Origin of the sequence: Mycobacterium neglectum (assembly GCF_002591975.1) — a bacterium.
GTDB lineage: Bacteria > Actinomycetota > Actinomycetes > Mycobacteriales > Mycobacteriaceae > Mycobacterium > Mycobacterium neglectum.
In genome coordinates this window covers 64,201-90,129 of the sequence record NZ_NVQE01000011.1, presented here as the reverse complement: position 1 = coordinate 90,129, position 25,929 = coordinate 64,201, and the positions used below count along the sequence as shown (strand labels likewise).

The window sequence follows — 25,929 nt, the reverse complement described above, 5'->3', positions numbered from 1 at the left end:
GCTTGGTGCGGTGCGGAAGTGGGCGCTACTTGCGGGAGCCATCTTCACCGAAGTCGCCGCGACGCTGTGTCTGCGCGCATCTGTCGACGATTCGGCGTGGCTGGTAGTGGTCGTCGTCGGCTATGTCGCCTCCTTCATCCTGCTGACGATGGTGCTGCGTGCCGGCGTACCGGTCGGGGTCGCCTACGGGATTTGGGGTGCGCTGGGCACGGCGGTGACCGCGGTGCTTGCCGCCGCCCTCTTCGGCGACCCCTTCACCTGGCCGATCGTCGCGGGCATCGGGCTCATCATCGCCGGGGTGCTGCTTGTCGAGTTCGGATCCCATCGAGCCGAGGCTGCCGAGTCGTGATGTGGCTGGCGCTTGCAGGCGCAATTCTCGTCGAGGTGGTCGCGACCTTGTCGCTGCGCGCTTCCGACGGTTTCCGCAAGAAAGCGTGGATCGTGCCCGTCGTCTCGGGGTATCTGCTGTCGTTCTATCTGCTGTGGGTGTCGTTGGGGCTGGGCATGCCGGTCGGCATCGCGTATGGCGTGTGGTCGGCGTCTGGCGTCGCGTTGGTAGCAGTCCTCGCGCGCTTCCTGTTCAAGGAACCCCTGACCTGGATGATGGGGGCCGGCATCGCGCTCATCGTCGGCGGTGTGCTCACTATCGAGATGGTCGGGGTCGTGCGCTGAGTACGCCTGCGAGTGCGAATACCACCAGCCCTGCCGCCGGAATCACCAGCAACCCGACCCGCAGACTGGTCGCGTCGGCGATGACGCCGACGATCAACGGCGCGCCGAAGAAGCCGATCCGCATCAGCCACGTCAACACTGTCAGCCCGCTGCCCGGGCGCAGGCCCGGCAACTGGTCGGCGCGATGCATCGCCGCCGGGATCAGGGTTGCGACTCCGAACCCCGCTGCGGCGAATCCCGCTATCGTGCCGCCAGCCGAAGGAAAGACCAGCGCCGCGCCCATTCCCGCTGCCGTGATGACACCACCCACGCGAACCACCGTGCGTTCGCCGAACCTGTCGACAAGGCGGTCCCCGATCAGCCGGCCGATGAACATGAATCCGACCAGCGCAACGTAACCGAACACCGCTACCGCGCCGGGCGTGTCGAGGCTGTCGCGCAAATACAGTGTCGCCCATGAGCTTCCGGCATCCTCGACGGTGGCACCAGCCACGGCGATGACGACGAGCGCGAGCAACGTCACGTACACCGCGAACCCCGCGTCTCCCCCGCTTCCGGTGCGTGCCGACGGATGGTTGTCATGATCGGGACCGGTCAACAGGTAGGGGTAGGAGAACAGGACAAGACCGCAGAAGACGACCCCGGCGAGCGCCAAATGTGTTGTCCGAGAGATGTCCAGTGCGATCGCGGCGGCGCCCATCAGTCCGCCGACGATCGCGCCGGCCGCCCAGACGGCGTGCAGCGAGTTGATGATCGACCTGCTGTAATTGCGCTGTAGACGCAGTCCGTGCGCATTCTGGGCGACGTCGGTGATCGCATCGCACGCCCCCGCGACGAAAAGCGCCGCGGCCAGAATCAGCGGGGTACCTGCGAGGCCCGCAACGAAAATGAACGCCGCGAGGCCGAGGGTGCCGACGACCGCCACGCGCGACGATCGGAATCGCCGGATCAGCGTCCCAGCGGCGAGCCCGGCCACCAACGCCCCCGCGGAGAACCCCGCGATCGCGGCGCCGTAGACCGCGTTGGACAGGTTCAGATCAGCCTTGATTTCGGGGTAACGGGGCAGCAGGTTGGCGAACAGCGCTCCGTTGCTCAGGAATAGCACCGCGACGGCGATGCGGGCGTTGCGATTTTGCGCCACGGCCGCGTCGACCGGTTTGGGCGCCATGTCGGGGACACTACCGACCCGGGACTCTAGGCTGATTGGTCGTGGCAGCGGAGGACGATCGCGAGGATCCGGACTATCGATTCACGCTCGCGAACGAGCGGACGTTCCTCGCGTGGATCCGCACGGCGCTCGCGCTCATCGCAGGCGGTGTCGCCGTCGTCCAACTGATACCCGCTCTGTCCATCCCTGGACTACGCCACGGCCTCGGGGTAGCGCTCACGGTGGCGGGCGGTGTTCTGGCGGTGCTGGCCGTTCGGCGCTGGCGGAGCGTGCAAGCCGCGATGAGCGAGGACGCCGAACTACCTCGATCGCACATGCCGATACTTCTCGCGGGCGCCATCGTCGTCCTGACAATCGCGTTGATCTTCGTGATCTCGGTCCAGCCGTAACCATGGCAACTCGACCGGAAAAGCCGGGACTGCAGGCAGAACGAACCCAACTATCCTGGGAACGAAGCGCTTTCAGTTTCATCGTCGCGGGGGCGTTTCCGCTGTTGGGTAACGGGCCGTTCGACGATGCGGGGCAGTCGGTGCTTCCGGTCGTAGGAGCCGCGTTGGCGATATTGGTCGTCGTGCTGGGTCGCCGACGAGCGCGCCGAATCACCGCCACACCGAGGACCGAAGTCCTCTTACTTGGTTGGGCGACCGCTGGTTTCGCCGCGTTGATCGTGATGTTCAGTCTTCTCTAGAGTCAGCAGCCGCTCGCTGGTCTCCCACAGATCGAGCGCCTTCTCGAGGTCATAGGAGTCGGTGGACGACCGGATCGGCCGATTCCCTTCGAAATAGGTGGCGGTGACGTCGTCGAACCGGGGATCGTGCACCAGTGCCGCCAGACGCGCGCCTGAGGACCGGGTGCTGTTGACGTTCGGCAGGACGCGCAGGAGCGGAAACACGTAGCGCCATGCATCGCCCGATCGCCGAGTAGTCGCGGGCCAGACCGGAACCCGGCATCAGGCCCGGGTCGAACGCGTTGATGGTGACACCCTGAGCGCCGTGGCCCAGTCGGCGGTCGAGTTCATAGGTGTAGAGGATGTTGCACAGCTTGGACGTGGTGTAGCGGCGGCGGCCATCGGCCGACTCGTCCTCCACAGCGAGCGCGAGCTCCTCGGCGCTGGAGTACTGCGGTGACGGCATGCCGGTGAACTTCGCCGGATCGTGAGTGCCGCTGCTGACCACAACGATGCGTGCCGGCCGAGCGAGGTCGGCAAGCAGGTCGCTCACCAAGGCGAAGTGCCCGAGATGGTTGACGCCGAACGTCATCTCCACGCCCTCGGCGGTGCGCTCGGTGCCGGACACCACCTGAAGACCGGCATTGCAGACGATCGCGTGTAACGGCGGCAATCCGCTGCTGCGGAAGTTCGCCGCGAAGGTGCGGACCGACGCCAGTGATGCGAGATCCATTTCGAGAACCGTGCAGCGCGCAGGGTGTCCGGCCTGTTCGACGGCCTGTACGCCACGGGCCACGTCGCGAACCGCGAATACGACATGCCAGGACGGGTCGCTCGCGAGCAGCGCCCGGGCGCATTCCCGTCCGAGCCCGGCGCTGGCTCCGGTGATGATCGCGGTTCGCATGTTCATTGCTCCTCCAAGAGAATCGGGATCAGGGCCGTCAGGGTTTGATACAGCCGCCGGTACATTCGGTCGACGTCGGTGGTGTCGGGCTCGAGATGAACGGCGAGGAAGATGCCATCCGACAGCGCGACCGCCATGGCGGCGAGTTCCGCCAGCACCCGTTGCGCCTTCTGTTCTCCAACGTCGGCGGGAAGCAGCTGCGCGATCGCGTCGCGAAAACGCGCGATCGCGGTATCGCGAACGCGGCGCACCACCTCAACGACCGCGGGATCGTCGCTGCGCTCCAAGGACAACAGGAGGAACAGCCGCAGGAAATCGGGGTGTTGCGACTGCTGGTCCACCACCGCATCCAGTTGCCGCTCGACCGCGGCCTCGGCGGGAATCGCGGCGAAATACCGCTGCGCGCCGCGTTCCATGACAGCTGCCAGCACGCCGTCCTTGGATCCGAAATGCCAGTAGATCGAACTGGCAGGCAGGCCGCACGCCTTGCGGATGTCGCTGATCGACGTCGCCGCGTACCCGCGGGTGCCCATCAACTTCTCCGTCGCATCGAGGATCTGCTCGCGGGACTGCTCGCCCTGCTGCTGCTTCTTCGTCGGAGCTCGCTCTGTAAGGATCATTACAGACATACGCTAGCACACGGAGACGGCGGAGGCACGGCTGATTTTGGGCGAACTTCGTCGCACTGAGTTCACACGTGCCTCCGCGGTGGCACGCTGAGTCGATGACGATCCACACCGAGGCCACGGCCGACGAGTTGATCGGCCTGTTCCCGCCGGGCACGCGCACCGACAGCGACGGAACCCTGATGGTCGGCGACTGCCGCCTCAACGAGGTGGCCGAGCAGTTCGGCACTCCGGCGATCGTCGTATCCGAAGACGCACTACGGCAGCGGGCCCGCGACTATCTGTCAGCCTTCCGCAGTCGCTGGCCGCGCTGCGACGTGGCGTTCGCGTCGAAGTCCTTCCCGTGCACCGCCGTTCAGCGGGTGATGGTCGGAGAGGGTCTGCATCTCGACGTTGCGGGCGGCGGCGAGATCCGAACGGCCCTCAAAGCGGGCGCCGACCCGGCCCGGATGCTGCTGCACGGCAACGCCAAGTCCGACGATGAACTCGGCTTGGCCGTGAAGCACGGAATCGGCCTCGTCGTGGTCGACAACTTCGACGACATCGACCGCCTCGAACGCCTCGTTCCCACGGGGCGCCGGCAGCCATGCCTGGTGCGGGTCATCCCGGGTGTGCAGGCCGCCACCCACGCATCGCAGGCGACGGGACACGCCGGATCGAAGTTCGGCCTGATGCCCGACGACGCCCGCGATGCGATCGCCCGGATCGAGCGCAGCACCAAGATGCGACTCGACGGTGTGCACACCCACGTCGGGTCGCAACTACTCAACGTCGAACAACTCGCGCAGGCGGTCGAACCCATCGCCAAGCTCGGCACCTTCGAGGTCTACGACCTCGGCGGCGGTCTGGGCGTTCGATACACCTACGACGAGCACCCGCCGTCACTCGGCGAATACGCCGAAGCGATGGTGGAGCAGGCGAAGGCACTGCTGCCGGAAGGCAGCCGAATCATCGTCGAACCCGGACGCAGCATGGTCGCCAACAGCGCATGCACGGTGTATCGCGTCACCACCGTCAAGCGCGGTGTCCTGACCCACGTCGCGGTGGACGGCGGTATGGGCGACAACCTCGAGGTGTCACTCACCGGGCAGAGGTTCGAGGCGACGATCGTCAACCGCGTTGGCGGCGGCGAGACCGTCAACGTGGTCGGGCGACACTGCGAATCGGGCGACCAACTGGTCGACGGTGTCGCATTGCGCGATCCGTCCGTCGGCGACCTGCTGGCGGTGCCGGTCACCGGCGCCTACTGCTACACGATGTCCAACCAGTACAACGGCGCGCGCCGCGTCCCGGTGGTGTTCATCCGTGACGGCGCGGCGCGACCGGTGGTGCGCCGCGACACGTGGGATGACCTTTTGGTGCGCGACATCGACTAGTGGCGGGCAAGATGGCCCCATGACCGACCTTCCGGAATCACTCGTCGAGTTGGCGCGACGATACGGCGTCGCAACGAAATACGACGACTGGACCGGCAGGCACGTCACAGTTCCCGAATCCACCCTCGTCGGCGTTCTCGATGCCCTCGGGGTTCCGGCAGCCACCGAGTACCGGCGCGCGACCGCATTGACCGAGCACGATCGTAACCACTGGTCTCGCTCGCTACCGCCGGTGATCGTGGGGCGCTCGGGAGCGACATCGGCGTTCTGGGTGCACGTCACGCACGGCGATCCGGTGCGGTTGTGGATCCGACTGGAGGACGGTTCCGTCCGGATGGGCCTGCGCCAGCTGGAAAACAACAGGGCCCCTTATGATCTCGACGGCCGCATGATCGGCGAGGCCTCCTTCGAGTTGCCCGCCGACCTGCCGCTGGGCTATCACGAAGTACACCTTCAACTGGGCACCTCCGACGTCAGTTCCCCGATTGTCGTCTCCCCCGCGTCGCTGGAGCCACCGACGGGGAGGACGTGGGGCCTGGCCACCCAGTTGTACAGTGTTCGATCACAAAACTCCTGGGGCATAGGCGATTTGACGGATCTCACTGACCTTGCCGTGTGGTCAGCGGCCCGGTACGGGGCCGGTTTCATCCTCGTCAATCCGTTACACGCCGCCGCGCCAACCGCGCCGATGGAGCCATCGCCGTACCTGCCGACCTCGCGGAGATTCGTCAACCCGATGTACCTGCGGGTGGAGGCGATCCCGGAGTTCGCCCACGTCACCGGCCGAGCGCGCATCCGCAAGGCCCGAGAGCACGCGCAGGCACGGGCGCGGAAGTCACGCCTGATCGACCGTGACGGCGCCTGGAAGGTCAAGCGTTCCGCCCTGGAAACGGTGTATCGCGTCAAGCGATCCGCAGGCCGGAACCTGGCGTATGAGGCCTACTGCGAGCGGCAGGGCCGCGGCCTCGACGACTTCGCAACGTGGTGCGCCCTTGCCGAGAAGCACGGCGCCGATTGGCATGAGTGGCCCGACGAGCTGCGCCATCCGGAAAGCCCGAGCGTCGCCGACTTCGCCGAACGGCACGCCGACGACGTCGACTTTCACCGGTGGCTGCAGTGGCAGCTCGACGATCAGCTCACCGCGTCCCAGGCGACGTCGGTGGCGGCGGGCATGGGGCTGGGGATCATGCACGACCTCGCCGTCGGGGTCGACCCGAACGGAGCCGACGCGTGGGCCCTGCAGGATGTGCTGGCACTTGGCGTCACCGCCGGCGCGCCGCCGGACGAGTTCAACCAGCTCGGCCAGGACTGGTCGCAACCGCCGTGGCGCCCCGACGCACTCGCGAACCAGGCCTACGAGCCGTTTCGCGCCCTCGTCAACACACTGCTCCGACATGCAGGTGGCGTCCGCATCGACCACATCATCGGGCTGTTCCGGCTGTGGTGGATTCCGAAGGGCTCCTTGCCCACCGAAGGCACCTACGTGCGCTACGACCACGAAGCGATGATCGGGATCGTCGCGCTGGAGGCGCATCGCGCCGGCGCCGTCATCGTCGGCGAGGACCTGGGCACCGTCGAACCCTGGGTGCGCGACTATCTGCGCGAGCGCGGCCTGTTCGGCACGTCGATCCTGTGGTTCGAGTTCGATCGGGACGGTGACGGCGGTCCGCTGCCCGCCGACCGCTGGCGCGAGTACTGCCTGTCCGCGGTGACCACGCACGATCTGCCACCGACTCCCGGCTACCTGGCTGGCGAACATGTCCGGCTTCGCGACGAACTCGGGCTGCTGACCCGGTCGGCCGAGGAGGAACTGGCCGCCGATCGCCGCCAGCAGACGGCCTGGCTCGACGAATTGCGCCGTGTCGGGCTGTTGAACGGCGATCTCGACGAGACCGGGGTCGATCAAGTGGTGCGTGCGTTGTACAGATACCTGGGCCGGACCCGGTCGCGGCTGCTGGCGCTGTCCCTTGCTGACGCCGTCGGCGACCTGCGCACCCAGAATCAGCCGGGTACGACCGACGAATACCCCAACTGGAGGGTGCCGCTGGCGGGCCCGGATGGACAAAAACTGCTGCTAGAAGATGTTTTCACGGATCCGCGAGCGGCCGCGCTGGCCGAGGTGATGCGGACCGCGGTGCAAACCCAGATGTAACGCCGGGCGACTCTCCTCCGGTTTCACAAATGTCACGTCTGCGATATGTTCGCACCGCACCGACTTAGGGAGATTCTTCACGTGAAAAAGCTCGTTGTCGTGAGCGGAGGGCTCGTGGCAGTCGGCTCCGCCGCGCTGGTCGGCGCGGGTATCGCCATGTCACAGCCGAGCGGCTCCTTGAACGTTGTCGGCGAGCCGTACAACAAGGCGCTGGCGATCCTCAAGGCGTCTGGCTACAAGGGGACCTTCGGAGGCTCGGTCGGCAGCGTGCTGTCGCAGTCCAGTTGCCTGGTCGATACGCAGAAGATGACGTCGGAGGGCAAAATTCTGCTGATGCTGGACTGCACCCAGCACGCCGCCGACATGCTCGCGGCGATGGGCCCGGCCGCAGGCCCGCGGGTCGGCAGCAATGGCGTCACGACCGTGACCCCGACGCCGATGGTGCCGATTGCCGGCGCTCCGGGCGCGGGCAGCGCTCCGGGCGCCCAGGTCCCGGGCGTTCCACGGGCTCCGGGCGCTCCGCCCCCTGTCATCTCGACGGGTTAGACCGGTCTAGCCTTCGACCATTTGGCGCAGGTTCTTCAGCGTCTCCCCCATGTTCCGCCCCACTTGGCCGGCCGCGACGCGGTCCGCGATCAGGCCGAGCAGGTTGCCCGCTGATTCATAGGCCAATCGGAACGTGACCTTGGTGCGGCCGTCGGGTGTTTCGCGCAGCCGGAACCGTCCGCGCTGTGACACGCCAGTGAGGCCGACCCAGGACAACTCGCGCGGCGGATCGAATTCGACGACCTCGATGATGCCTCCGATGGGCACCGACCCGACCTTCCAGTGCACGGTGTAGCGGGCGCCCTTGCTGGCCGGGGCGTCGTCGGCGGCCTCCCAGCGCTCGAGGCTCGCCATGAACTGCGGGTAGCAATCGGGACTGCTGACGATCTTCCACACCGTGTCACGGTCGGCATCGACGACGCACTGCCGTTGGACCCTCATCAGCCCAGCACCGGGAATCGACGCCCAGCCGCCAGCCGGTCCACACCGGCCTGCAGCGCGGCCTCCACTTTGTCGTGCACCACGTCGTCATCGCTGACGGCGATGTCGTCGGCGTCGATCGGGTCTTGCACCTCGATCGCGATCTTCGTCGGCAACGGCAGCCGCGGCACCATATCGCTGACGGTCAGACCCCACGGCGGCGCCAGCAGTATCGGCACGCTCTTCAGCCGTGCCAGCTTGTCGACCATCAGCAGCTTGGCCAGCCACTGCCCGCGATCGAGGAACAGCGCCGCCTCCTGTCCGCCGACACTGGCGATCGGCACAATCGGCACGCCGGCCTCGCGGGCGAGCTTGACGTATCCCTTGCGGCCACCGAAGTCCACCTCGTGGCGCTGCCACGATGGTCGGAAGACTTCGTAGTCACCGCCCGGGTACACCAGCAGCGCCGCACCGGAATCCAGTGCCAGTTCAGCGTTTTCGTGGTTGGCCGCCACCGTGCCGAACTTGCGAAGGGACCCCAGTCCGGGCATCGACACGACGAGGTTGTGCGCCAGTTGATAGAACGGCCGCTCGACGCCGAAGTACGAGCAGAACGCCAGCGTGAAGACGAATGTGTCCGGCGGGAGGTTGCCGCCGCTGTGATTGCCGACGAGCAGTACGGGCCCGTCGTTCGGGATCCGCTCGAGGCCGCGGACGTCGGCGCGGAAGTACAGCGACGCCAGCAGCCACAGTCCAGGCAGCTGTTCACGGATGTAGTCGGGGTCGCGTTGGTCCAGGTCGGCTTTCGGAACCCGGGAGGTGACCTGCTGCCGGGTCCAATTCGCAATGTCGCCAAACCCCGCCATAGCGGTCCTATTGACCACGGACGGCAGCTTGAAACCCAGCATCGCAAAAAGAATCCGATACCGGCGTTCCCATGTACTTCCGGTAAGCTCCCGTGCACCACCTTCTCGTCAGGGAGTCCGCCATGGCAGGATCGCCGGCTCAGCAGGGCGCTTTGCGACGCCACCGTTTCGACCAGGAAATCGACCCTGGACCAGTACAGATCCAGGCCCGCAAGGTGCACTTCGACCTCACCGATGTCCCACTGGAGTGGATCCCGGCGCACCCGGTCGCCTCCACCATGATCAACCTCTTCAATGTCGTGCTACCCGCCGCCGAGCACTGGTTCGTTCAGACGTTCAACGAGGCGTTGCCGTTGGTCAAGGATCCCCGGCTCGCCGAGGACATTCGCGGTTTCATCGGGCAGGAAGCCACGCACGCGGCCGCCCACGACGAGGTGATCCGCGACTTCCTCGTCGGCAACGGCGTGGACCCGGCGCCGATACTCGAAATGGTCGATTACTTGTTCGGAAAGGTCTTGGCGCCAACCACTTCGACCAATCCCAAGCGCCGGTTGAATAACCTATGCGAACGCCTGTGGCTGATCGCGGCGATCGAGCACTACACGGCGGTGCTCGGTGACTTCGCCCTCAACGCGACCTGGGACGAGCACCACGCAGACCCGACAATGGTCGACCTGTTCCGGTGGCACGGCAGCGAAGAGGTCGAACACCGCAGCGTCGCTCACGACGTGGCGGTCTACTTCCACGACAGCTACCCCGACCGCATCAGGGCCATGGCTCTGGCCGCAGCGGCGATCTTCATGTTCTTCCAGCGCGGTACCTGGTACCTGTTCAAATCCCACCCCGCCGACGACATCGGATGGTGGAAGATGCAGCGCCTTCGGATGCGCGACTCAAAGTTGGGGCTGCTGCCCAAATTCCGGGTTCTTTTCGGGTCGCAGACCCTTACGTATTTCCGGCCCGCCTACACGCCCGAGCAGATGGGTTCCACCGCGCAGGCCGTCGCCTATCTGGCCACCTCGCCCGCTGCCCGCGCGGCTCACATTTGATGGGCCTGCGGGAGCGCTACCGGCAACTGCCGTCCAATCCGCTACGGCAGGGGCGCCGTGACGTGATGATCGGCCTTGCCGGCGCGGTGATCTCCGGTATGGATGCGCTCGCGGGTGTCACCAGGCGGGTCAGGCTGCCAGAAGCGTCCGACCGAACCCGCGTATTGCGGGTCGTCGACCGGCAGACAGTGGCTCACGACGAGAACGTGGTAGCGCTGACGTTCGCGGCCGCGGATGGTGAACCGCTACCCCGCTGGCATCCCGGCGCCCACATCGATGTGCAACTGCCCAGCGGACGGCTGCGCCAATACTCGCTGTGCGGAGACCCTGATCTGCGCGACGTGTACCGCATTGCGGTGCGCCGGATCCCCGACGGCGGTGGCGGTTCCATCGAGGTGCACGACGTCCTCGACGTCGGTGCGACGGCGACGACACAGGGCCCGCGCAACGCGTTCCCGCTGACAGTGCCCGGCTACGGCTCGCCGACGAAGCGCTTCCGGTTCATCGCGGGGGGCATCGGGATCACCCCGATCCTGCCGATGTTGGCTCTGGCGCAGCGCCTCGGCGTCGACTGGTCGATGGTCTACGCCGGACGCTCCCGCGACAGCCTGCCGTTCCTCGACGACATCGCAGGCTATGGCGACACGGTACGCATCCACACCGACGATGACAGCGGGCTGCCGACAGCGTCCGATCTGCTCGGGGACTGCCCGGACGGCACCGCGGTCTATGCGTGCGGTCCCGCGCCCATGCTGACCGCGATCCGTTCGGAGTTGGCCGGCCGCGACAAGATCGAACTTCACTTCGAGCGGTTCGCCGCACCACCCGTCGTGGACGGCAGGATTTTCGACGTCACCGTCGCGTCGACCGGACGACGGATCCGCGTTGGCGCCGACGAGACCCTGCTCGCGGCGCTGCAGCGGTCGGATGTGGACGCCCCGTACTCGTGTCAGCAGGGCTTCTGCGGGACCTGCCGGACCCGAGTGGTCGGTGTGACCGAGGGGACCGTGGACCACCGCGACACGCTGCTCACCGACCCTGAGCACGAGAACCAGATGATGTTGATCTGCATATCCCGGGCCACTGAGGGGTCGCGTCTCACGCTCGACCTGTAGCGCCATCTCGTACTATTCGGCCATGCCGTTGGCCGATGGTGCGACATTCGCGGGTTACACCGTCGTGCGACTACTCGGCGCAGGCGGCATGGGCGAGGTCTACCTGGCCCAACACCCGCGGCTGCCACGCCGTGATGCGTTGAAGGTGCTGCCCGCGTCGGTGTCTGCCGACAGTGAGTATCGGGAGCGGTTCGACCGCGAAGCCGACATCGCCGCCACGCTGTGGCATCCCCACATCGTCGGGGTACACGACCGCGGCGAGTTCGACGGTCAGCTCTGGATCTCGATGGACTACGTCGAGGGCACCGACGCGGCGCGCCTGCTGCGTGAGCGCTATCCGGACGGCATGGCCAAAGGAGAAGTCGCCGAGATCATCAGCGCCGTGGCCGACGCGTTGGATTACGCGCACCAGCGCGACCTGTTGCACCGCGACGTGAAACCCGCCAACATTCTGCTCGCCAATCCCGAGGCCAGCGATCAACGGATTCTTCTGGCGGACTTCGGAATCGCGCGCTGGGTCAACGACATCAGTGGCCTGACGGCGACGAACATGACCGTCGGCACGGTGTCCTACGCCGCACCCGAGCAGTTGATGGGGGAACGAATCGACGGCCGGGCCGATCAATATGCGTTGGCGGCCACCGCTTTTCATCTACTGACCGGATCGCCACCGTTCCAGCATTCGAACCCCGCGGTCGTCATCAGCCAGCACCTGTCGGCGGCGCCGCCCACCATCGGCGAGCAGCGCCCGGAGCTCGCGGGACTCGATCCTGTCCTCGCCAAGGCCCTGGCGAAGTGCCCGGCCGACCGATTCGAACGGTGCGCCGATTTCGCGCGGGCCCTTGCCCACCAACTCGGGTCGGGCACACCCGCCGACGTCGGCACCAGCCTGGCCGCAGCCGTCGCGCACCCGAAACCGCCGCGCCGATCCGTAATCCGTGCCGGGGTGATCGTCCCGGCCATCCTGGCGGTGCTGCTGCTGGTGGCGATCGGGGCGGCGGTCTTCGAGGCGGGCCGCGCCGACAACGAAGACCGCCCCGCGGCGGCCCCGACCACGACAGCACCGTCCGCGGTCACCGCCACCAAACCGACATTCACGCCGCTACCGCCACCGCCCGAGCCGCCACCGTCTCCAGCGGCGACGACAACGGCAGCACCGACGACGACCGACGCCACCACGGCATCGGCACCGCCTACCGCCGCGGTGATCGGCGCCGACTGCTCCCCCGTCGGCAGCACGGCGACGACCGCCGGCGGCTCCACCGCCTACTGCTCCACGCTGCAGAGCACAGGTAGCTCGATCTGGTCGCTGACCCAGGGTGACGTCCCGAGTCCCACAGTCACCACCGAACCGACCGAAGAACCGTTGCCGGTCGCCGAAGAGTCCCCGGTGCTGGTGTGCATGCAACAAACCGGACAGACCCGCCGCGAATGCCGCAGAGATATCCGGGAAAGCAACGGCTTGCCCCCGCTGCCATGACCCTCACGACGTCGGACCGGCTTGCGCTCGCCGACCTGGTGCATCTTTATGCATCAGCGGTTGATGACCGGCGATTCGATGACGTGGTCGAATTATTCACCCACACGGCGGAACTGCGGCTGCCGGATCCGCCCCGCTCGTTGGAGCCGGTGCGCCCACACCATGGCCGCGACGGTGTCCGCTCCGCGATGGCGGCGCTGGCCGCCGTGACCCGCACAGAGCATGCGATCGTCGGCGAAGTGTATGCCTCGGGCGACGACGTCGACTATGCACTGGGCCGGATCACCTGCATCGCGCATCACTGGACGGTTGCCGACGATCAAATCACCGACCTGGTCTGGCATCTGCGATACGACGACGAGTACATGCGCACGCCCGCGGGCTGGCGGATCCACGGCCGCGCGCTGACCATCAACGCGATCGAGACGCACCCGGTTCGTCGGCTCCGACCGCCGAAATCAGATGGTCGAGCAGCGGCCGCTGGCCTTTCAGCAGCTTCGACCGAGCCTGCGCCACGGGAAACCAAGCCACGCGGTCGATTTCGGGGAACTCCCTGATGTTTCCCGAACCCTTCGGCCACTCCAGCTCGAAGGTGTTGGAGGAGGTGCCGTCCAGATCGAGGTCGCCGCGAACGGCGAACGCAATGATCACCTTGCCGCTGGGCTGTTTCACCGGTTCGAAGGCGATGCGTGGGCCGTCGGGTGCGCTCTTGCCGAGCTCCTCGCAGAATTCACGCTGCGCGACCGCCCACGGATCTTCGTCCTCGGTGTACTCCCCCTTGGGTATCGACCAGGCCCCGTCGTCCTTGCGCGCCCAGAACGGCCCGCCAGGATGGCCGATCAGCACCTCGAGTTCGCCGTCGGCGAGGCGGTACAGCAACAGCCCCGCACTGAGTTTGGGCACCGCTCAAGCCTAGTAAGTACTCGCGCTGGTCAGTACTTGCGGTCGCCCTCGCTGCTGTCGAAGAACGCCCAGTCGCCGTCATCGGACTTGACCTCCATCCGCCACCCGAGTTCGGGATCGGCCTTCTGGTCGACGAACCAGGCATGCGCGTCGCCGGCGCTCTCGATGTCCTTCGTGTCGACGACGTCACCTTTGGGGTTCAACACACGATATGTAGCCATACCCTCTAACGTTCCCGCTGCCCGGGAATCCAATCAGTCCGGTTTGGGCATCGGGATGCCCTCGCTGGTGGAGAACCGCGCGTCCTCCTGCGTCGACAGCCCGAACGACACGACAGACCGATCGAAGAACACATCGGTCAGATACGCCAGGGACACCGCCCACCTGTTGACGAATCGCGGGATCGCATAGATGTGGTAAGCCCGGGTCACAACCTTGGCCGGGAATCCGGCCAGCTGCACGTTGAGTGGGTTGGCGACGGCGTTACGGGGTCCCAGGTCGACCACCAGGCCCATGTTGCGGTGCTTGTACGCCTTGGCTTTGCCGTAGCCGAGGCTCGCTGCAACGTTGCGGGCCAACACTTTTCCCTGCCGTGTCGCGTGCTGGGCGGTGGGCGGGGTGATCTTGCCCGGCTGCGTGACGTCCGGAACAGCTGCCGCATCACCGGCGCCGAACACATCGGGGTGGCCCGGAACTTGAAGCTCCGTGGTCACCTTGAGGCGACCCCGCTCGGTGGGCAGTCCGAGTTTCTCGATGAGCGGTGCGCCCGTGACCCCGGTGACCCAGGCGACGGTATGCGTGCGGATCAGCGAGTCATCGCTGAGCACAACGTGTTCGGCGTGGACTTCGGCCAGTGTGACACCGAGGCGCACATCGATGCCACGCGCACTGAGCACCCGCTGCGCCGCGGCGCCGAGCTTTTCGCCCACTTCGGGCATCACCTGCTCGGCGAGGTCCAAGAGGACGAACTTCACCTCGGAGGGGTCGAAACCCATCTGTTTGGCTGCGGAATCGGCAAGTGCGCGCAGTTGTACGGCCAACTCGGTGCCCGAGTACGACGCGCCGACCACCACCACAGTCCGCCGCGCCTCGGCCCGGCCTGCGTCGTCATCGACGTCGGCCAATTCCAGTTGTTCCAGAACATGGTCACGCAGGTACAACGCCTCGGCCGTCGACTTGAGGCCGCGGGCGTGCTCGGCCAGTCCGGGAATGTCGAACAGTCGGGTGACCGAACCCGGCGTCAGCACCAGCCGATCCCAGGCAATGCTGCGGACACGCTCCTCGGGGTCGGTGTACGTGACGGTTCGACCGTCGAAATCGACTTCATCCACCCGCCCGCGGATGGCCTGCACGCCGCGCAGGGCGTTGGCGAGCGGAATCGCGACGAACCGCGCGTCCACCAGGCCACCGGCGACGTCGGGTAGCAGCGGTGTATAGAGCATGTAGTCGACGGGCGAAATGATCGAGATGTCGACCGAAGCCCCATCTTTGGAGTGCCTGCGTATCTTTCGTGCCAGCTGACGGGCGCATTCGAAGCCGGTGAACCCGCTGCCGACCACCACGACTGAAGTCATCAAATCCCACCTTACGGAAATCGGCCCCGCGCTGACATACCCCTGTAGCCGGGCATCATTCACCCGACCTCCATTTCATTCCGAGGCGCGGATGGCGGATGCTGGATGTCATGGATTGGATTGCCGGCTCAGCCGGCGGGACGGGTCCGCTGCGCCGGTTCGATCCGTTCCGGCCGATCGACATGCTGACATCGCTGTGGTCATCAGCGGCGGTCGCTCCGGTGAGCAGCGGCGCGGCGATGGCCTACCGGACCCTGTTCACGACCGTGCGCAGGCTGGTGGTGGGCCGTCGCCTCGCGATCCGGCTCGACGACGGCGTGCTGAATCTGACGGTCACGGAATTCGATTCGACGCTCGACGTACGGGGCCTGTCGGTGGGACAACTCAACGACGTCCGCATCGCTGCCCGCGATATCTCCTGGGAGGACAAGACGTTCGATCGCGCGACGGCGCTGCTGCACAACGTGCACATGCGACCCACGACGCCGCCCGTCTTGGTGGCTGCTCCGGTTGATCTCACCGTCGAGGTGCCGACGGCCGCCCTGGACGATCTGTTCCGATGGGTGGCGCCGCGGTTGTCCGGCGAGGTCGGCAGCGACGGGGTCGCGCGGCTGCGGATGGCCAGGCGCCCGATGCTCGGCCACATCGAGGTCGACGCGCGGCTCGACGATTCGACGCTGTGGCTGCGACCGCGCGTACTCGGTGTTCGCCGATCACGCTGGACACTGCCGGCGAAGACGCCCGCCTATCCCGTGTGCCTTCCCGAACTGCCGCACGGCCTGCGACTCACCGGTATCGCCTTCGCCCCGGACGCGGTGTGCCTGTCGGCATCGGTGTCCGAATGGCAGATGGACATGCCACGCAAGCGGTTGGAGGACATCCTCGGTCAGCTGAGCGTCGCAGGGGTTCCGCTGAACCTGACGCGGTTGACGCGTCTGCTCTAGTCCGGTCGTCGCCATTTGGGAGAATGCGTTCCTTGTGACCGAAATCGCGCGATACCAGGTCGGGCCCGCCGAGGTCACCGTTGTGCGTGACGGCGACGAGCTGATGTTCTCCTCGGCGTACGAGGATTTCGGTGCGACGATCACCGAGGAATTCCGCAGCCCGGCCGCCGAGTTCGTCCTGAAAGGACCGGGGCCCTGGCCGTGGTTCGACCTCGGGGTCAAACGCGACGGAACGCTGCAGGTGCTCGACGCGCTCGGGGCCGGCCGCCCCACCTGGACCGAACCGCTGGCGCCCAGCGTGCTGGATCTCTTCGAGCGCGCTGATCGCGGCGACACGCGGGTGATCGAGCTGCTGGCCTGGGGCGCAGACCCGGACCCTGTCGACCCGTGCGGTGCGACGCCGTTGTGGTACGCCGTGCGCTCGCACTCCGCCGGCATCGTCGTCGCCCTGATCGAAGAGGACGCCGATGCGGGACGCCGTATCGAATTGTCGGCCCGTGGTGAGAAATTCACCACGATCCTGCATGAGATCGTGCGGCGGGGACGCCCTGTCGCGCTCAACCACGCGCTGGCCCACGGCGTCGACCCCGGCCTCGTCGATTCCGAGGGCGCCACCGCGCTGCATGTGATCGGCAGTTCGGCCGACAACGTCAACCCCGAGATGGTGCGCGCACTGGTGCGCGCGGGCGCCTCCATGAACACACCGCTGCCGAGCGGTACCCAGCCGATCGAGCTCGCGGCGCGAATGGTCCTTCCGGCGACAGTCGCGGCCATGGTCGAACTCGGCGCCGATGCCGGTCGCGGGCTGGATTCGCTGATGACGTGGTGGGCGGCGGGCGCCGCGTTCAACGAATACCGGGCCGCCGCGGTCGTCGAGGTGGTCGATCTCCTGCGTGCCGGGGGCGCGGTGGTGTCGGAGCGCCACCGTGAACTCGCGGCGAACGCCGGCGCACCGGAGGTAGCGGCGGCGCTGCGCCGCTAGAGTTCCGGTGTGCCTCGGTACTCCCGATATGTCGCGATCGGCGATAGTCAGACAGAGGGGCTGTGGGACGGCGACGACTCGAAAGGTCTCGTCGGTTTCGCCGACCGCCTCGCCACGATGATCGACACCCACCACCCCGGCGTGACCTACGCCAACCTGGCCATCCGCGGCCGACGGATCAAAGATCTGCTCGATGAGCAGCTGCCCGCCGCGCTGGCGTTGCAGCCAGATCTGATCTCGGTGTGCATCGGGATGAACGACGTGACGCGTCCCGGCCCGCACTTCGGCAGCGCCCTGGCAGAACTGGACGCTCTGCACACGCGTCTGGCGGCCTCCGACGCGACCATCCTGACCACAACGTTCCCGGATATCGCGAAGATCCTGCCCATCGGACGGGTGATCGCGTCACGCGTCGAACAGATCAATGACGAGATCCGGAAAGCCGCAGTGCGGAACGGATTTCGGCTCGTCGACCTATACGATGCGCCGTCGATGACCGAGGCGGACACCTGGAGCCCCGACCGGGTGCACGGATCGATCAAGGGACACAGGCTGTTTGCCGCCGCGGCCGCCGAGGCGCTCGGCCTGCCGGGCAGCAGCCACGAATGGGCGACGGTCGGCGGTCCTGCGCGGCGTCCGTCGCTGCGGTCGCAGGCGTATTCGCAGGTGTTGTGGACGCAGAACATGCTGATGCCGTGGCTCTGGTATCACGTGCGGGGTAAATCGGCCGGCGACGGTCGCGGCCCCAAACGGCCGCGGCTCGAAGGCGTGGCAGCCTAGCTAGAACCCCAGAATCGACAGCGGGATCGGCAGTGAATCGAGCGAGCCACCGTTTCCGATCGACGACATCATCGCCGGGCAGAACATGGAGATCGCGACGCCGGTGAACATGGTCGCCGGCCCGAGCGACATCCCGCCCGCCTCGGCCACCTTGCTCGTGACGTCGGCGGCCGTCTGACCGGGGTCCGCGAGCATCGGACAGACCTGCTGGCCGAGCGCCGCAGCGCTGGCTGGATCCACCGCGGTGACACCGGCATCGGCCAGGGCCGCCACGAACGCGCCATCGAGAGGGTCAGCCTGGGCCGGAGAGGCCGCGACCGCGGCGGTGGTGAGTAGTCCCATGGCCAGGGCGAAGGTCGTGGTGAGTCTGCGATGCACGGAGCGAGCGTACGTGGGCCGAGTGTCAGGTGCCCGACCAGGCACCGTCGATGCTGTCCGCGACATCGATGATCTTGGCCTTTTGCGAGGCCGGGCTGTCGATCTCCCCGGCGACGTGTGCCGCGATGAATCGCCGGATTTCGGCGTCGATGCCCCCGACTATCCGCACCAGCTCACCGCGCAGCGACTTTGAGGTCACGTGGATGGCGATATCGGACGCCCGGGGTTTCTCTACATCGAGGATCAACAGCAGCGGCGCCGCGGCGCGCGCGGTCGCACGAAGGGCGATTTCGCCGAAAACCATGAACTGCGGCTTGTCGATCCGCAGGTCGACCACCAGGTCGATCTCGAGCGGAATCCGGATGGCGAACGTGATCTTCTCGCCGACGTCGCGCGTAAGGCGGGGCTCCTGGATCCTGACTTTCGCCGTCACCTTGGCGACCTTGCCCGGGCCCTGCGCCATCGGACCCATCTCGAATTCGTCACCCGCGATGGCGGCGATCGCACCGCCGACACGATCCTCGGTCACGGCGATCTCGAAGAACTGCCGACCGAATTCCTCGTAGGTCATTTCATCGTCAACGGACATGGTGCTCATACCGTCTCACGTCGGGCAGTCGCACAGTGTCCAACGCGACTGAATCGAGGTCCAACGCGACTGAATCGAGACAACCCGCTGTCAGCGCTCGGCTTCGCTGCGCGCCTCCGCCCCCGACTCACCTACATCCAGCGCGTCGTCGGAGGCTGTCTGACCGACGTAGCCACCGTCGTCGCCTCCGCCTTTGCCTGCTCGCGATCCGGCGACGTGGTCGTCATCGTCGACGTCGGATTCGGACTTGTTGTCGTCTCGCGGGCTCATGTGCTGCCGGTTACCCGGCGTCGAAGTGGTCAAACGCGGTCGACCCGGTACCAGCCGCAGTGCGACGAGGCCCAGAACCACCACGGCCACGGCCGGGACACCGTAGAGAACGGCTCCCACGACCAGACTCGTCGCCGAACCACTCAGCGCGGAGGCCACCACGAACACCGAGACCACCCAAGTGATCAGCAGCGTGAGGACCGTGACGATCGCGGCGACGAGAAGGCTGCGGCCCGGTCCGTAGTGGCGGTAGCCAGTCAGCGCCAGCACCGCGGCGGTGGGCAGCCCGAGAATCGCGGCGGCCACCCACGTTCCCTCGAGGGTGAGCACCTGGCCGAAGGCCGGGACGACCAGGCAGGCGGCGAGCACCGCCGCCACGAACACGCCGATGATCGTGACCTTGCGGGTGTCGGTCAGTCCCATGTTCACCGGTTGCCCGAGCACGGCAGCGATGAAACCGGTTCAGCCGCCGTCTAGGGGGTCTTCGGTGAAGTATCGAATTCTGCGGATGGCGAACGGCTTGGCCGCCACATCGACGATCATCACGTCGCGTCGCCCCTCCCGGTCCAACCCCACAACCACGCTGTATCCGGAGGCGATGATCTTGCGGGGACGGGCACTTGCCAGCCGGCCCAGCAAGTCTGCGGTGGTCAACGGGAACTCGTCGCCGGTGGTAACCCGCGCCCCCTTGCCCAGCCAGCGGCGCACCGCGACCTCGTCGCCCGCCCGCGCGTCGTCGAGGAATTCCCGGATCCGCCGCTTTCCCTGCGGCCCGGTTCCCCGCAGGCCGCCGAGGTAGCCCAGCACCCCGACAACGCCCTGGTTGGCGAGCAACGCTCTGGACAGCTGCAATCCGGCCGGAAGGCCGCCGATTCCGGCCCGCAGGAATTGGCCGACCATCGCGGGCAGCTCCCAGAAGGCCGACAGCGCAGCGATTTTCAGTCCGCCGCCGCCCTCCTGCAGGTCGTAACGGATATAGACGGGGACACGCAGCGACACCGCACCCATCGCGATCTCGAGTTCGCCGTCCCGGACGACCGTCGAGCCCGTCACGATGTCCGCGTCGGGGCGATAGGTGATGTGCCGGGGACCGATGAACGTGTCGTAGAACCTGCCGATCGCGCCCAATCCCCGGTGGGGCTCCGAGCCCACCGGATCCTCGACCCGCCCGTCTGCGGTGAACAGCTCGATCCACCCGGTCTTGTCGCGCGCGCCCGCCGCCGCCGGTGACCGCTCGGCGGCCGCCAACACATCCGAGCGCGTGAAAGCCATACGACTGGATACCATCTCCGTTGGCCTCGGTCGACTACTTCGCCACCTGCAGGCACACTGGAATCACCGCCGCGCTGAGCACCCGCGTCAGCTGGGCAGGGCGCACGCGCCTGAGGAGGGACCGCCATGAGCAGCAACAGGCCTTTCGGGATCGATCCCGAGGAGTTCGACCGTGTCGTCCGCGAGGCGGGTGAAGGACTGCGCGACGCATTGGACGGCGTGGGAAAGTTCCTCAACACCTCCGGTGAACGCGCAGGTTGGGTCAATCTCGTCGACGAGTTCACCCGCCAGTCAAGGCCGAAACGGGAACCCGAGACCACCGGCGAGACCGGCGACGGCGTCTGGGCGATCTACACCGTCGACAGCGATGGCGGCGCCCATATCGAGCAGGTGTATCCGGCCGAACTGGACGCGCTGCGCGCCAACAAGAACAACACCGACCCCACCCGCAAGGTGCGATTCCTGCCGTACGGCATCGCGGTCAGCGTGCTCGACGCGTCCGAATCGCCCGCCGAGGACAACTAGCCGCCGAAATGGCTTCGGATGCCCGCCAGCATCTTGATGTGGGCCTTGACCGCCTCCCGCGTGGTCATTGCGGCCAGCGGGCGCGGCGCGTCGATCGTCAGCCGTTCGACGAGCCTGGTTCCGGCGCCGACCGGCTCGAAGGAGACCACGCCGTACAGACGGACGTGCGGGAACTGACGCGCCTGTGTGATCACCGGTCCGGTCGACGCAACCCGCAGGTTGGCCGTGTAACTGGTCGGCAGCGTGAAAGGTCCGAGGGGGATTCGGTCCTTGACGCGGTAGCTCTGGCAGTAGCCGTCCACCAGTTCCGTCCGCGTCGTCTTGCGCACGGAGACCACCAGCGGATGAACCATTTTGATGTTGTCGAGGTCGACATAGAACGCGCGAACCTCATCGGGCGAGGCTGGCACATCCTCAGACAGCACCCGCTCTGCGCGCATGATCGGACGATACGCGGGCGACGTCGCTCACCAGCGAATTTTGACATACCGCAGCTATCATTATAAAAATAGGCAGATGGTCAACAAGCCCACGCCCAAGGACCACTGATGGAACGCGACCAGCTCATCGATCTCACCCGTCGCGCATTGAAGCTTGCGCGGGACAGGGCCACCGACCTCATGCCCTCGGAGTGCACCGTCGCCGCGGAGTCGTACACGTCGGCCGCGCGCCACTCGCAGGACACCGCGATGCTGTTGTCGAGCCCCCAACTGGTCGGCTACGTCTCAGAACTCCCCCGGCCAGGCACGTACTGCACCAAGACGGTGATGGGCCGGTCCATCCTGCTCACCCGCGCCGCCGATTCAGTGGTACGCGCGTTCGAGAATGTCTGTCTGCATCGCCAGTCGCGTATCGCCGACGGCTGCGGTGCCGCGCGTCGGCTGGCGTGCCCCTATCACTCGTGGAGCTATGACCTCAACGGCAATCTGGCTGCAGTGCCCGGCAGGGAAGGATTTCCCGAATCATCATCGGGCACAACGCGGTTAGCTGAATTGCCGGCCGCCGAATGTGCGGGCTTCCTGTGGATCTCGCTCGATCCGGGCGCGACGTCGTCGGACGGGCTGGACATCGGAACCTTTCTCGGGCCACTGGCCGACGAACTCGACTCGTGGGGCATCGGCCGGTGGTCGCCGCTGGGCGAGAAGGTGCTGGACTGTCCGATCAACTGGAAGCTGGCGATCGACACGTTCGCCGAGAACTACCATTTCGCGACGGTGCACAAGACGACGTTTGCGACGATCGCCCGTAGTAACTGCACGGTGTTCGACTCGTTCGGCCTCCACCACCGACTCGTGTTCCCGCTCAACGGGATTCTCGACCTCGAGGATGTTCCCGAAGAACAGTGGGAGCCACTGCAGGCGATGGTCGTCATCTACGCGCTGTTCCCGAACATCGTCATTTCGTGCACCGTCGCCAACGGTGAACTGTTCCGCGTCTACCCCGGCGACATGTCGGGGCGGTCGATCACCGTGCACCAGAACTCCACGCCGCTGGACGTGTCCGACGAATCCACGGCCGCCGGTGCGGCAGCGGTCTTCGAGTACGCACACTCGACCGTCCGCGATGAGGATTACGCCCTCGTCGCCGGATTGCAGGCCAACCTCGAATCCGGGGTGCGCGAGCACCTGGTGTTCGGCCGCAACGAACCGGGACTGCATCACCGTCACAGGACGTGGACTGAGGCGATCACACCGACAGCGCAACGATGAGATCGTCGACGAGCTGAGTTATCCCGGTTCCTGACGGGAGGATCTCGTCACGCAGATGTGCCACGGCGTCATCGCGGCGCCCACTTTCGACCAGTTCGCGCAGTGTCACCACTCGCGCGTCGCCCACGACGCCGGCGAGGACGTCGACCAACTCCCAATCGCGGTACAGCGCAAGGGATCGCTCGTAGAACGCGAAGCCACTCACCGGCTCTCCGAGCAGCGTCCCGCGATAGCGAAACGGGCCCTCCATGTACTCCAGCGGTAAACCGTGTCCTGGCGCGGGCACCAGCGGCTCGCCCGTCAGATCGAGATCGAGCTTGCGCGACGTCAGCCGGTGCCGATCCGGTAGGTATCTCGCGGCAGCAGGCGGTCGGTACAGGGTGCGGACCGCTTCGGGCCAGCGCACGTAGCTGTCGATCGTCACCTCGATGTCGTCGGCGTACTCGGGGTCGACGCCAGGCATGGGTGAGCTGGTGGTGGCACCCGAAAACGGTTGCAGTGCATTGCGATCGGTGCGGTCGAATTGCCGCCAGATGCTCAGGTCCACGCCGTTGTCGAGATTGATCGTGCGCCATTCGTGCGCCCGCCACCGCACATTGCCATCCGCGCCACCGCTGTTGGCAATCAGCGGGAACCACTGTCGGTCGACATGACCCGCGCTGCCGGTGACCGGTTCGGAGGACGAGCCCCACGCGAGCGTTCCCGTCATCGTCAGGCCGGTCTGCAGATACGAGTAGGTGTCGGCCTGTCCGAAGCACTCGATCTTGCCGCCGAAATCCGCGGCGCCCAACGGCACAGGCGCGCGGGTCGGGGTGACGTGCAGGTCCACCCGCATCGCCTCGCCGGCTGCGTCGGTGCCGACGAACGTGACGTCGTAGGTGTAGGGCACCAGGTCGCCCTTATCGTCGCGGCACGTACGCCAGACCGCTCGGCCCGCGCCGCTGTCGAAGGCGATGTCGAGACATTCGTCGGAAACCGACATCTTCACAACGGCGCCGGGTTGCATGCTTCCCGGCGGCATGTCGTAGTCGGTGTATGTCCCGTAGGCGCCCGCGTCGAGGTCGAACAGCGCTAACGTATAGAAGTCGGCGACGATGCCCCCGAGCCCCGGCCTGTTCTTGTTGAAGATCGACAGGAACGCATAGCCACGTCCGCTGTCGCCGGTCAGCTCGCCGGCCAGAAACCAGGTGTCGGACTCGCAGTCCGGATGGTTCGCCTCGGCCGCGGGGAAATCGAGCTGACGATCCTCCGGTACCAGTGCGAACGGGTACCGGCGCCAGTCGTCGGTTTGCGGATGGTTCACGCGCCCTGCCTTTTTGTCTATGTTTATATTAATAGCAACTTTAGGCGGTGGAGGCGACAGCATGAGATCCCTCAATTACGACGAGCTGTATATCGGCGGCCGCTGGCAGGCGCCGTCGACGGGTCAACGGATATCCGTGATCTCCCCGCATACCGAAGAGCCGATCGGTGAGACGCCGGAGGCCGCCCCCGCCGATGTCGACAAGGCGGTCAACGCAGCCAGGAAGGCCTTCGACGAGGGCCCGTGGCCGCGAATGAGCGTGAGCGAACGGATGGAGAAGATCGAGCGGCTCGCCGCCATCTACCTGGCCGAGACCGACGCGATCGCCGACCTCATCACCGCGGAGATGGGCTCGCCCAAGAGTTTCAGCCGGCTGGGACAAGGCGCAGGAGCACTGGCCCAAATGCATCTCAACCTGGCGACGGCCAAGGAATTTCCGTGGGTCGAGCGACGGCCGGGATTGTTCGGGGATATTCATCTACGGCGTGCCCCGGTCGGCGTGGTCGGCGCGATCGTTCCGTGGAACGTGCCGCAGTTCCTGATCATGCCCAAGATGATTCCGGCGTTGATCGCGGGCTGCACCGTCGTCGTCAAGCCCGCGCCCGAAACACCCTTGGACGCCATGTGGTTGGCCGAAATGCTGGAGGAGATCGACCTGCCCGAAGGTGTGGTGTCGATGGTCCCAGGCGGCAGGGAGACCGGCGAGAGCCTGGTCCGCCACGCCGGCGTCGACAAAATCTCGTTCACCGGATCGTCGGCGACGGGCAGGCACATCGCCTCGGTGTGCGGTGAGCAGCTCAAGCGGGTCAGCCTCGAACTGGGCGGCAAGTCCGCAGCGATAATCCTCGACGACGCCGACATCGGCAACACCGTCAAGCATCTGAAGATGGCCAGCCTGATGAACAACGGTCAGGCATGCGTCGCGCAGACCCGGATTCTGGTCAGCGAGCGCAAACACGACGAAGTCGTCGACGCGCTCGCCGAGATGATGACGGGCCTGCAAGTTGGCGATCCCGCCGAGGATGCGACCGATATCGGCCCACTGGTGGCGCAACGTCAGCAGCACAAAGTGCAGTCCTACATCCAGGCCGGCGTCGACGAGGGCGCGCGAATGGTCCTGGGCGGCACCGACAAACCGCATGATCGCGGTTGGTACGTCCGGCCGACGCTGTTCACCGATGCGACCAACGACATGAAGATCGCGCGGGAGGAGATCTTCGGTCCGGTGCTGACCGTGCTGAAGTACCGCGACGAAGCCGATGCCGTGCGGATCGCCAACGACACCGACTACGGGCTGGCGGGTTCGGTCTGGACCGCCGACGTGGCACGTGGTCTGGAGATCGCCGCGGAGGTCCGGACGGGCACCTACGGCATCAACATGTACACGCTCGACACCACCGCTCCGTTCGGCGGATTCAAGCAGTCGGGAATCGGGCGTGAGTTCGGGACCGAGGGACTCTCGGAGTATGTCGAGCTGCAGTCGACGGTGAGCGCGAGCAAGCTGCCCGACCTGGCTTAGCCCTCCTCGCCGAATGGCCACCTGTGCGACGCTTCTGCGCGAGAGGCGTCGTACAAGTGGACATTCGGCTGTGAAGGAGCGACATGTTGGCCGTGACCATCGGCGCACACAACGACGTCGAAGGCGGACGTCCGGTCGCA

The 25,929-nt window shown here is 66.4% G+C and carries 29 protein-coding genes and 2 pseudogenes; 17 read left to right on the top strand and 14 right to left on the bottom strand.

Going from position 1 to position 25,929, the window contains the following annotated elements; genetic code table 11:
• Positions 1–10: 10 nt before the first annotated feature.
• Both CSQ99_RS11415 and CSQ99_RS11410 read left to right on the top strand, forming a co-directional pair.
• Complete coding sequence (locus CSQ99_RS11415) at positions 11–349, top strand: DMT family transporter (protein WP_099039154.1); 339 nt, start codon at positions 11–13, stop codon at positions 347–349.
• Positions 349–672 carry a DMT family transporter gene (locus CSQ99_RS11410; protein WP_176560980.1) on the top strand — a complete coding sequence of 108 codons (324 nt, stop codon included), beginning with the start codon at positions 349–351 and terminating at the stop codon, positions 670–672. The genes CSQ99_RS11415 and CSQ99_RS11410 overlap by 1 nt, the downstream gene beginning before the upstream one ends.
• Here the strand turns inward: CSQ99_RS11410 and CSQ99_RS11405 are convergent.
• Positions 644–1,840: an MFS transporter gene (locus tag CSQ99_RS11405; protein WP_099039152.1), complete on the bottom strand. Its 1,197-nt coding sequence runs from the start codon at positions 1,838–1,840 to the stop codon at positions 644–646. The genes CSQ99_RS11410 and CSQ99_RS11405 overlap by 29 nt on opposite strands.
• 41 nt (positions 1,841–1,881) lie before the next feature.
• Here CSQ99_RS11405 and CSQ99_RS11400 point away from each other — a divergent pair, with 41 nt between their 5' ends.
• Both CSQ99_RS11400 and CSQ99_RS11395 read left to right on the top strand, forming a co-directional pair.
• Positions 1,882–2,229: a YidH family protein gene (locus tag CSQ99_RS11400; RefSeq protein WP_099039151.1), complete on the top strand. Its 348-nt coding sequence runs from the start codon at positions 1,882–1,884 to the stop codon at positions 2,227–2,229.
• Between the two features lie 2 nt (positions 2,230–2,231).
• Positions 2,232–2,528, top strand: coding sequence for a DUF202 domain-containing protein (locus CSQ99_RS11395; RefSeq protein WP_099039150.1), 297 nt, complete (start codon positions 2,232–2,234; stop codon positions 2,526–2,528).
• On the opposite strand, the pseudogene CSQ99_RS11390 reads toward CSQ99_RS11395, so the two are convergent.
• Together CSQ99_RS11390 and CSQ99_RS11385 are read right to left on the bottom strand one after the other, a co-directional pair.
• Positions 2,469–3,417: pseudogene (locus CSQ99_RS11390) on the bottom strand (SDR family NAD(P)-dependent oxidoreductase). The gene CSQ99_RS11395 and the pseudogene CSQ99_RS11390 overlap by 60 nt on opposite strands.
• Positions 3,414–4,031: a TetR/AcrR family transcriptional regulator gene (locus tag CSQ99_RS11385; RefSeq protein ID WP_099039149.1), complete on the bottom strand. Its 618-nt coding sequence runs from the start codon at positions 4,029–4,031 to the stop codon at positions 3,414–3,416. Before CSQ99_RS11385 ends, CSQ99_RS11390 begins: the two are co-directional and overlap by 4 nt.
• Positions 4,032–4,135: 104 nt before the next feature.
• On the opposite strand from CSQ99_RS11385, the gene lysA reads away from it, so the two are divergent.
• The 3 genes from lysA (at position 4,136) to CSQ99_RS11370 (ending at position 8,111) form a co-directional block, all read left to right on the top strand.
• On the top strand, positions 4,136–5,413 hold the full coding sequence (lysA, locus tag CSQ99_RS11380) for a diaminopimelate decarboxylase (protein WP_099039209.1): 1,278 nt from the start codon (positions 4,136–4,138) through the stop codon (positions 5,411–5,413).
• Between the two features lie 19 nt (positions 5,414–5,432).
• A complete protein-coding gene (gene malQ, locus CSQ99_RS11375) occupies positions 5,433–7,565 on the top strand; it encodes a 4-alpha-glucanotransferase (RefSeq protein WP_099039148.1) in 2,133 nt (710 codons plus the stop codon).
• A gap of 81 nt (positions 7,566–7,646) precedes the next feature.
• A complete protein-coding gene (locus tag CSQ99_RS11370) occupies positions 7,647–8,111 on the top strand; it encodes a hypothetical protein (protein ID WP_099039147.1) in 465 nt (154 codons plus the stop codon).
• A 6-nt stretch (positions 8,112–8,117) separates the two neighbouring features.
• Here CSQ99_RS11370 and CSQ99_RS11365 read toward each other — a convergent pair whose 3' ends face one another.
• Complete coding sequence (locus tag CSQ99_RS11365) at positions 8,118–8,552, bottom strand: SRPBCC family protein (protein WP_099039146.1); 435 nt, start codon at positions 8,550–8,552, stop codon at positions 8,118–8,120.
• On the bottom strand, positions 8,552–9,397 hold the full coding sequence (locus CSQ99_RS11360) for a lysophospholipid acyltransferase family protein (RefSeq protein WP_099039208.1): 846 nt from the start codon (positions 9,395–9,397) through the stop codon (positions 8,552–8,554). Before CSQ99_RS11360 ends, CSQ99_RS11365 begins: the two co-directional genes overlap by 1 nt.
• A 122-nt stretch (positions 9,398–9,519) precedes the next feature.
• Between CSQ99_RS11360 and CSQ99_RS11355 the strand changes: the two genes are divergently transcribed.
• The 4 genes and pseudogenes from CSQ99_RS11355 to CSQ99_RS31325 all read left to right on the top strand — a co-directional run.
• The gene (locus CSQ99_RS11355; protein ID WP_099039207.1) at positions 9,520–10,446 is read left to right on the top strand and encodes a metal-dependent hydrolase; all 927 of its coding nucleotides are present in this window, start codon (positions 9,520–9,522) and stop codon (positions 10,444–10,446) included.
• Positions 10,446–11,561 carry a PDR/VanB family oxidoreductase gene (locus CSQ99_RS11350; RefSeq protein WP_176560979.1) on the top strand — a complete coding sequence of 372 codons (1,116 nt, stop codon included), beginning with the start codon at positions 10,446–10,448 and terminating at the stop codon, positions 11,559–11,561. Before CSQ99_RS11355 ends, CSQ99_RS11350 begins: the two co-directional genes overlap by 1 nt.
• Before the next feature lie 22 nt (positions 11,562–11,583).
• On the top strand, positions 11,584–13,041 hold the full coding sequence (locus CSQ99_RS11345; protein WP_099039144.1) for a serine/threonine-protein kinase: 1,458 nt from the start codon (positions 11,584–11,586) through the stop codon (positions 13,039–13,041).
• Positions 12,993–13,382, top strand: a pseudogene (locus CSQ99_RS31325) (nuclear transport factor 2 family protein); the annotation flags it as partial. The gene CSQ99_RS11345 and the pseudogene CSQ99_RS31325, both read left to right, overlap by 49 nt.
• A 70-nt stretch (positions 13,383–13,452) precedes the next feature.
• Here the strand turns inward: CSQ99_RS31325 and CSQ99_RS11335 are convergent.
• Genes CSQ99_RS11335 through CSQ99_RS11325 form a run of 3 tightly spaced genes read right to left on the bottom strand, consistent with a single transcriptional unit; the run spans position 13,453 to position 15,518 of the window.
• Complete coding sequence (locus CSQ99_RS11335) at positions 13,453–13,944, bottom strand: NUDIX hydrolase (RefSeq protein WP_099039143.1); 492 nt, start codon at positions 13,942–13,944, stop codon at positions 13,453–13,455.
• 29 nt (positions 13,945–13,973) lie between these two features.
• Positions 13,974–14,165: a hypothetical protein gene (locus CSQ99_RS11330; RefSeq protein ID WP_099039142.1), complete on the bottom strand. Its 192-nt coding sequence runs from the start codon at positions 14,163–14,165 to the stop codon at positions 13,974–13,976.
• 33 nt (positions 14,166–14,198) lie between these two features.
• On the bottom strand, positions 14,199–15,518 hold the full coding sequence (locus tag CSQ99_RS11325) for an NAD(P)/FAD-dependent oxidoreductase (protein WP_099039141.1): 1,320 nt from the start codon (positions 15,516–15,518) through the stop codon (positions 14,199–14,201).
• A gap of 110 nt (positions 15,519–15,628) precedes the next feature.
• Here CSQ99_RS11325 and CSQ99_RS11320 point away from each other — a divergent pair, with 110 nt between their 5' ends.
• Genes CSQ99_RS11320 through CSQ99_RS11310 form a run of 3 tightly spaced genes read left to right on the top strand, consistent with a single transcriptional unit; the run spans position 15,629 to position 18,224 of the window.
• Entirely contained in the window at positions 15,629–16,462 is an 834-nt protein-coding gene (locus CSQ99_RS11320) for a hypothetical protein (RefSeq protein ID WP_245908861.1), read from the top strand.
• A gap of 34 nt (positions 16,463–16,496) precedes the next feature.
• A complete protein-coding gene (locus tag CSQ99_RS11315; protein ID WP_099039139.1) occupies positions 16,497–17,444 on the top strand; it encodes an ankyrin repeat domain-containing protein in 948 nt (315 codons plus the stop codon).
• A 9-nt stretch (positions 17,445–17,453) separates the two neighbouring features.
• Positions 17,454–18,224: an SGNH/GDSL hydrolase family protein gene (locus tag CSQ99_RS11310; protein WP_099039138.1), complete on the top strand. Its 771-nt coding sequence runs from the start codon at positions 17,454–17,456 to the stop codon at positions 18,222–18,224.
• Here the strand turns inward: CSQ99_RS11310 and CSQ99_RS11305 are convergent, their stop codons facing one another.
• The 4 genes from CSQ99_RS11305 to CSQ99_RS11290 all read right to left on the bottom strand — a co-directional run bounded on the left by CSQ99_RS11305 (position 18,225) and on the right by CSQ99_RS11290 (position 20,733).
• Entirely contained in the window at positions 18,225–18,602 is a 378-nt protein-coding gene (locus tag CSQ99_RS11305) for a DUF732 domain-containing protein (RefSeq protein WP_425437812.1), read from the bottom strand.
• A 25-nt stretch (positions 18,603–18,627) separates the two neighbouring features.
• On the bottom strand, positions 18,628–19,200 hold the full coding sequence (locus CSQ99_RS11300; RefSeq protein ID WP_425437811.1) for a hypothetical protein: 573 nt from the start codon (positions 19,198–19,200) through the stop codon (positions 18,628–18,630).
• Between the two features lie 81 nt (positions 19,201–19,281).
• Positions 19,282–19,461, bottom strand: a complete 180-nt coding sequence (locus tag CSQ99_RS11295) for a hypothetical protein (RefSeq protein ID WP_099039205.1) — start codon at positions 19,459–19,461, stop codon at positions 19,282–19,284.
• A 462-nt stretch (positions 19,462–19,923) separates the two neighbouring features.
• Positions 19,924–20,733 carry a nuclear transport factor 2 family protein gene (locus CSQ99_RS11290; RefSeq protein WP_099039136.1) on the bottom strand — a complete coding sequence of 270 codons (810 nt, stop codon included), beginning with the start codon at positions 20,731–20,733 and terminating at the stop codon, positions 19,924–19,926.
• 126 nt (positions 20,734–20,859) lie between these two features.
• On the opposite strand from CSQ99_RS11290, the gene CSQ99_RS11285 reads away from it, so the two are divergent.
• Positions 20,860–21,258, top strand: a complete 399-nt coding sequence (locus CSQ99_RS11285; RefSeq protein WP_099039135.1) for a hypothetical protein — start codon at positions 20,860–20,862, stop codon at positions 21,256–21,258.
• Here CSQ99_RS11285 and CSQ99_RS11280 read toward each other — a convergent pair.
• Entirely contained in the window at positions 21,255–21,698 is a 444-nt protein-coding gene (locus CSQ99_RS11280; protein WP_099039134.1) for an SRPBCC family protein, read from the bottom strand. The two genes, CSQ99_RS11285 and CSQ99_RS11280, sit on opposite strands and share 4 nt — an antisense overlap.
• Positions 21,699–21,806: 108 nt before the next feature.
• Here CSQ99_RS11280 and CSQ99_RS11275 point away from each other — a divergent pair, with 108 nt between their 5' ends.
• A complete protein-coding gene (locus tag CSQ99_RS11275; RefSeq protein WP_099039133.1) occupies positions 21,807–22,967 on the top strand; it encodes an aromatic ring-hydroxylating oxygenase subunit alpha in 1,161 nt (386 codons plus the stop codon).
• On the opposite strand, the gene CSQ99_RS11270 is transcribed toward CSQ99_RS11275, so the two are convergent.
• A complete protein-coding gene (locus CSQ99_RS11270) occupies positions 22,945–24,270 on the bottom strand; it encodes a lipocalin-like domain-containing protein (protein ID WP_099039132.1) in 1,326 nt (441 codons plus the stop codon). The two genes, CSQ99_RS11275 and CSQ99_RS11270, sit on opposite strands and share 23 nt — an antisense overlap.
• 61 nt (positions 24,271–24,331) lie before the next feature.
• On the opposite strand from CSQ99_RS11270, the gene CSQ99_RS11265 reads away from it, so the two are divergent.
• Positions 24,332–25,789, top strand: coding sequence for an aldehyde dehydrogenase (locus CSQ99_RS11265; RefSeq protein ID WP_099039131.1), 1,458 nt, complete (start codon positions 24,332–24,334; stop codon positions 25,787–25,789).
• The last annotated feature ends 140 nt before the right edge of the window (positions 25,790–25,929 follow it).

Coding starts and splice junctions, on each gene's coding strand:
- CSQ99_RS11350 (WP_176560979.1), top strand. CDS start 10,446: ATGGGCCTGCGGGAGCGCTACCGGCAACTGCCGTCCAATCCGCTACGG.
- CSQ99_RS11360 (WP_099039208.1), bottom strand. CDS start 9,397: ATGGCGGGGTTTGGCGACATTGCGAATTGGACCCGGCAGCAGGTCACC.
- CSQ99_RS11275 (WP_099039133.1), top strand. CDS start 21,807: ATGGAACGCGACCAGCTCATCGATCTCACCCGTCGCGCATTGAAGCTT.
- CSQ99_RS11265 (WP_099039131.1), top strand. CDS start 24,332: ATGAGATCCCTCAATTACGACGAGCTGTATATCGGCGGCCGCTGGCAG.
- CSQ99_RS11395 (WP_099039150.1), top strand. CDS start 2,232: ATGGCAACTCGACCGGAAAAGCCGGGACTGCAGGCAGAACGAACCCAA.
- CSQ99_RS11300 (WP_425437811.1), bottom strand. CDS start 19,200: ATGAGCACCATGTCCGTTGACGATGAAATGACCTACGAGGAATTCGGT.
- CSQ99_RS11330 (WP_099039142.1), bottom strand. CDS start 14,165: ATGGCTACATATCGTGTGTTGAACCCCAAAGGTGACGTCGTCGACACG.
- CSQ99_RS11320 (WP_245908861.1), top strand. CDS start 15,629: ATGGATTGGATTGCCGGCTCAGCCGGCGGGACGGGTCCGCTGCGCCGG.
- CSQ99_RS11280 (WP_099039134.1), bottom strand. CDS start 21,698: ATGCGCGCAGAGCGGGTGCTGTCTGAGGATGTGCCAGCCTCGCCCGAT.
- CSQ99_RS11295 (WP_099039205.1), bottom strand. CDS start 19,461: ATGAGCCCGCGAGACGACAACAAGTCCGAATCCGACGTCGACGATGAC.
- CSQ99_RS11285 (WP_099039135.1), top strand. CDS start 20,860: ATGAGCAGCAACAGGCCTTTCGGGATCGATCCCGAGGAGTTCGACCGT.
- CSQ99_RS11345 (WP_099039144.1), top strand. CDS start 11,584: ATGCCGTTGGCCGATGGTGCGACATTCGCGGGTTACACCGTCGTGCGA.
- CSQ99_RS11365 (WP_099039146.1), bottom strand. CDS start 8,552: ATGAGGGTCCAACGGCAGTGCGTCGTCGATGCCGACCGTGACACGGTG.
- CSQ99_RS11385 (WP_099039149.1), bottom strand. CDS start 4,031: ATGATCCTTACAGAGCGAGCTCCGACGAAGAAGCAGCAGCAGGGCGAG.
- CSQ99_RS11290 (WP_099039136.1), bottom strand. CDS start 20,733: ATGGCTTTCACGCGCTCGGATGTGTTGGCGGCCGCCGAGCGGTCACCG.
- CSQ99_RS11355 (WP_099039207.1), top strand. CDS start 9,520: ATGGCAGGATCGCCGGCTCAGCAGGGCGCTTTGCGACGCCACCGTTTC.
- CSQ99_RS11405 (WP_099039152.1), bottom strand. CDS start 1,840: ATGGCGCCCAAACCGGTCGACGCGGCCGTGGCGCAAAATCGCAACGCC.
- malQ (WP_099039148.1), top strand. CDS start 5,433: ATGACCGACCTTCCGGAATCACTCGTCGAGTTGGCGCGACGATACGGC.
- CSQ99_RS11325 (WP_099039141.1), bottom strand. CDS start 15,518: ATGACTTCAGTCGTGGTGGTCGGCAGCGGGTTCACCGGCTTCGAATGC.
- lysA (WP_099039209.1), top strand. CDS start 4,136: ATGACGATCCACACCGAGGCCACGGCCGACGAGTTGATCGGCCTGTTC.
- CSQ99_RS11410 (WP_176560980.1), top strand. CDS start 349: ATGTGGCTGGCGCTTGCAGGCGCAATTCTCGTCGAGGTGGTCGCGACC.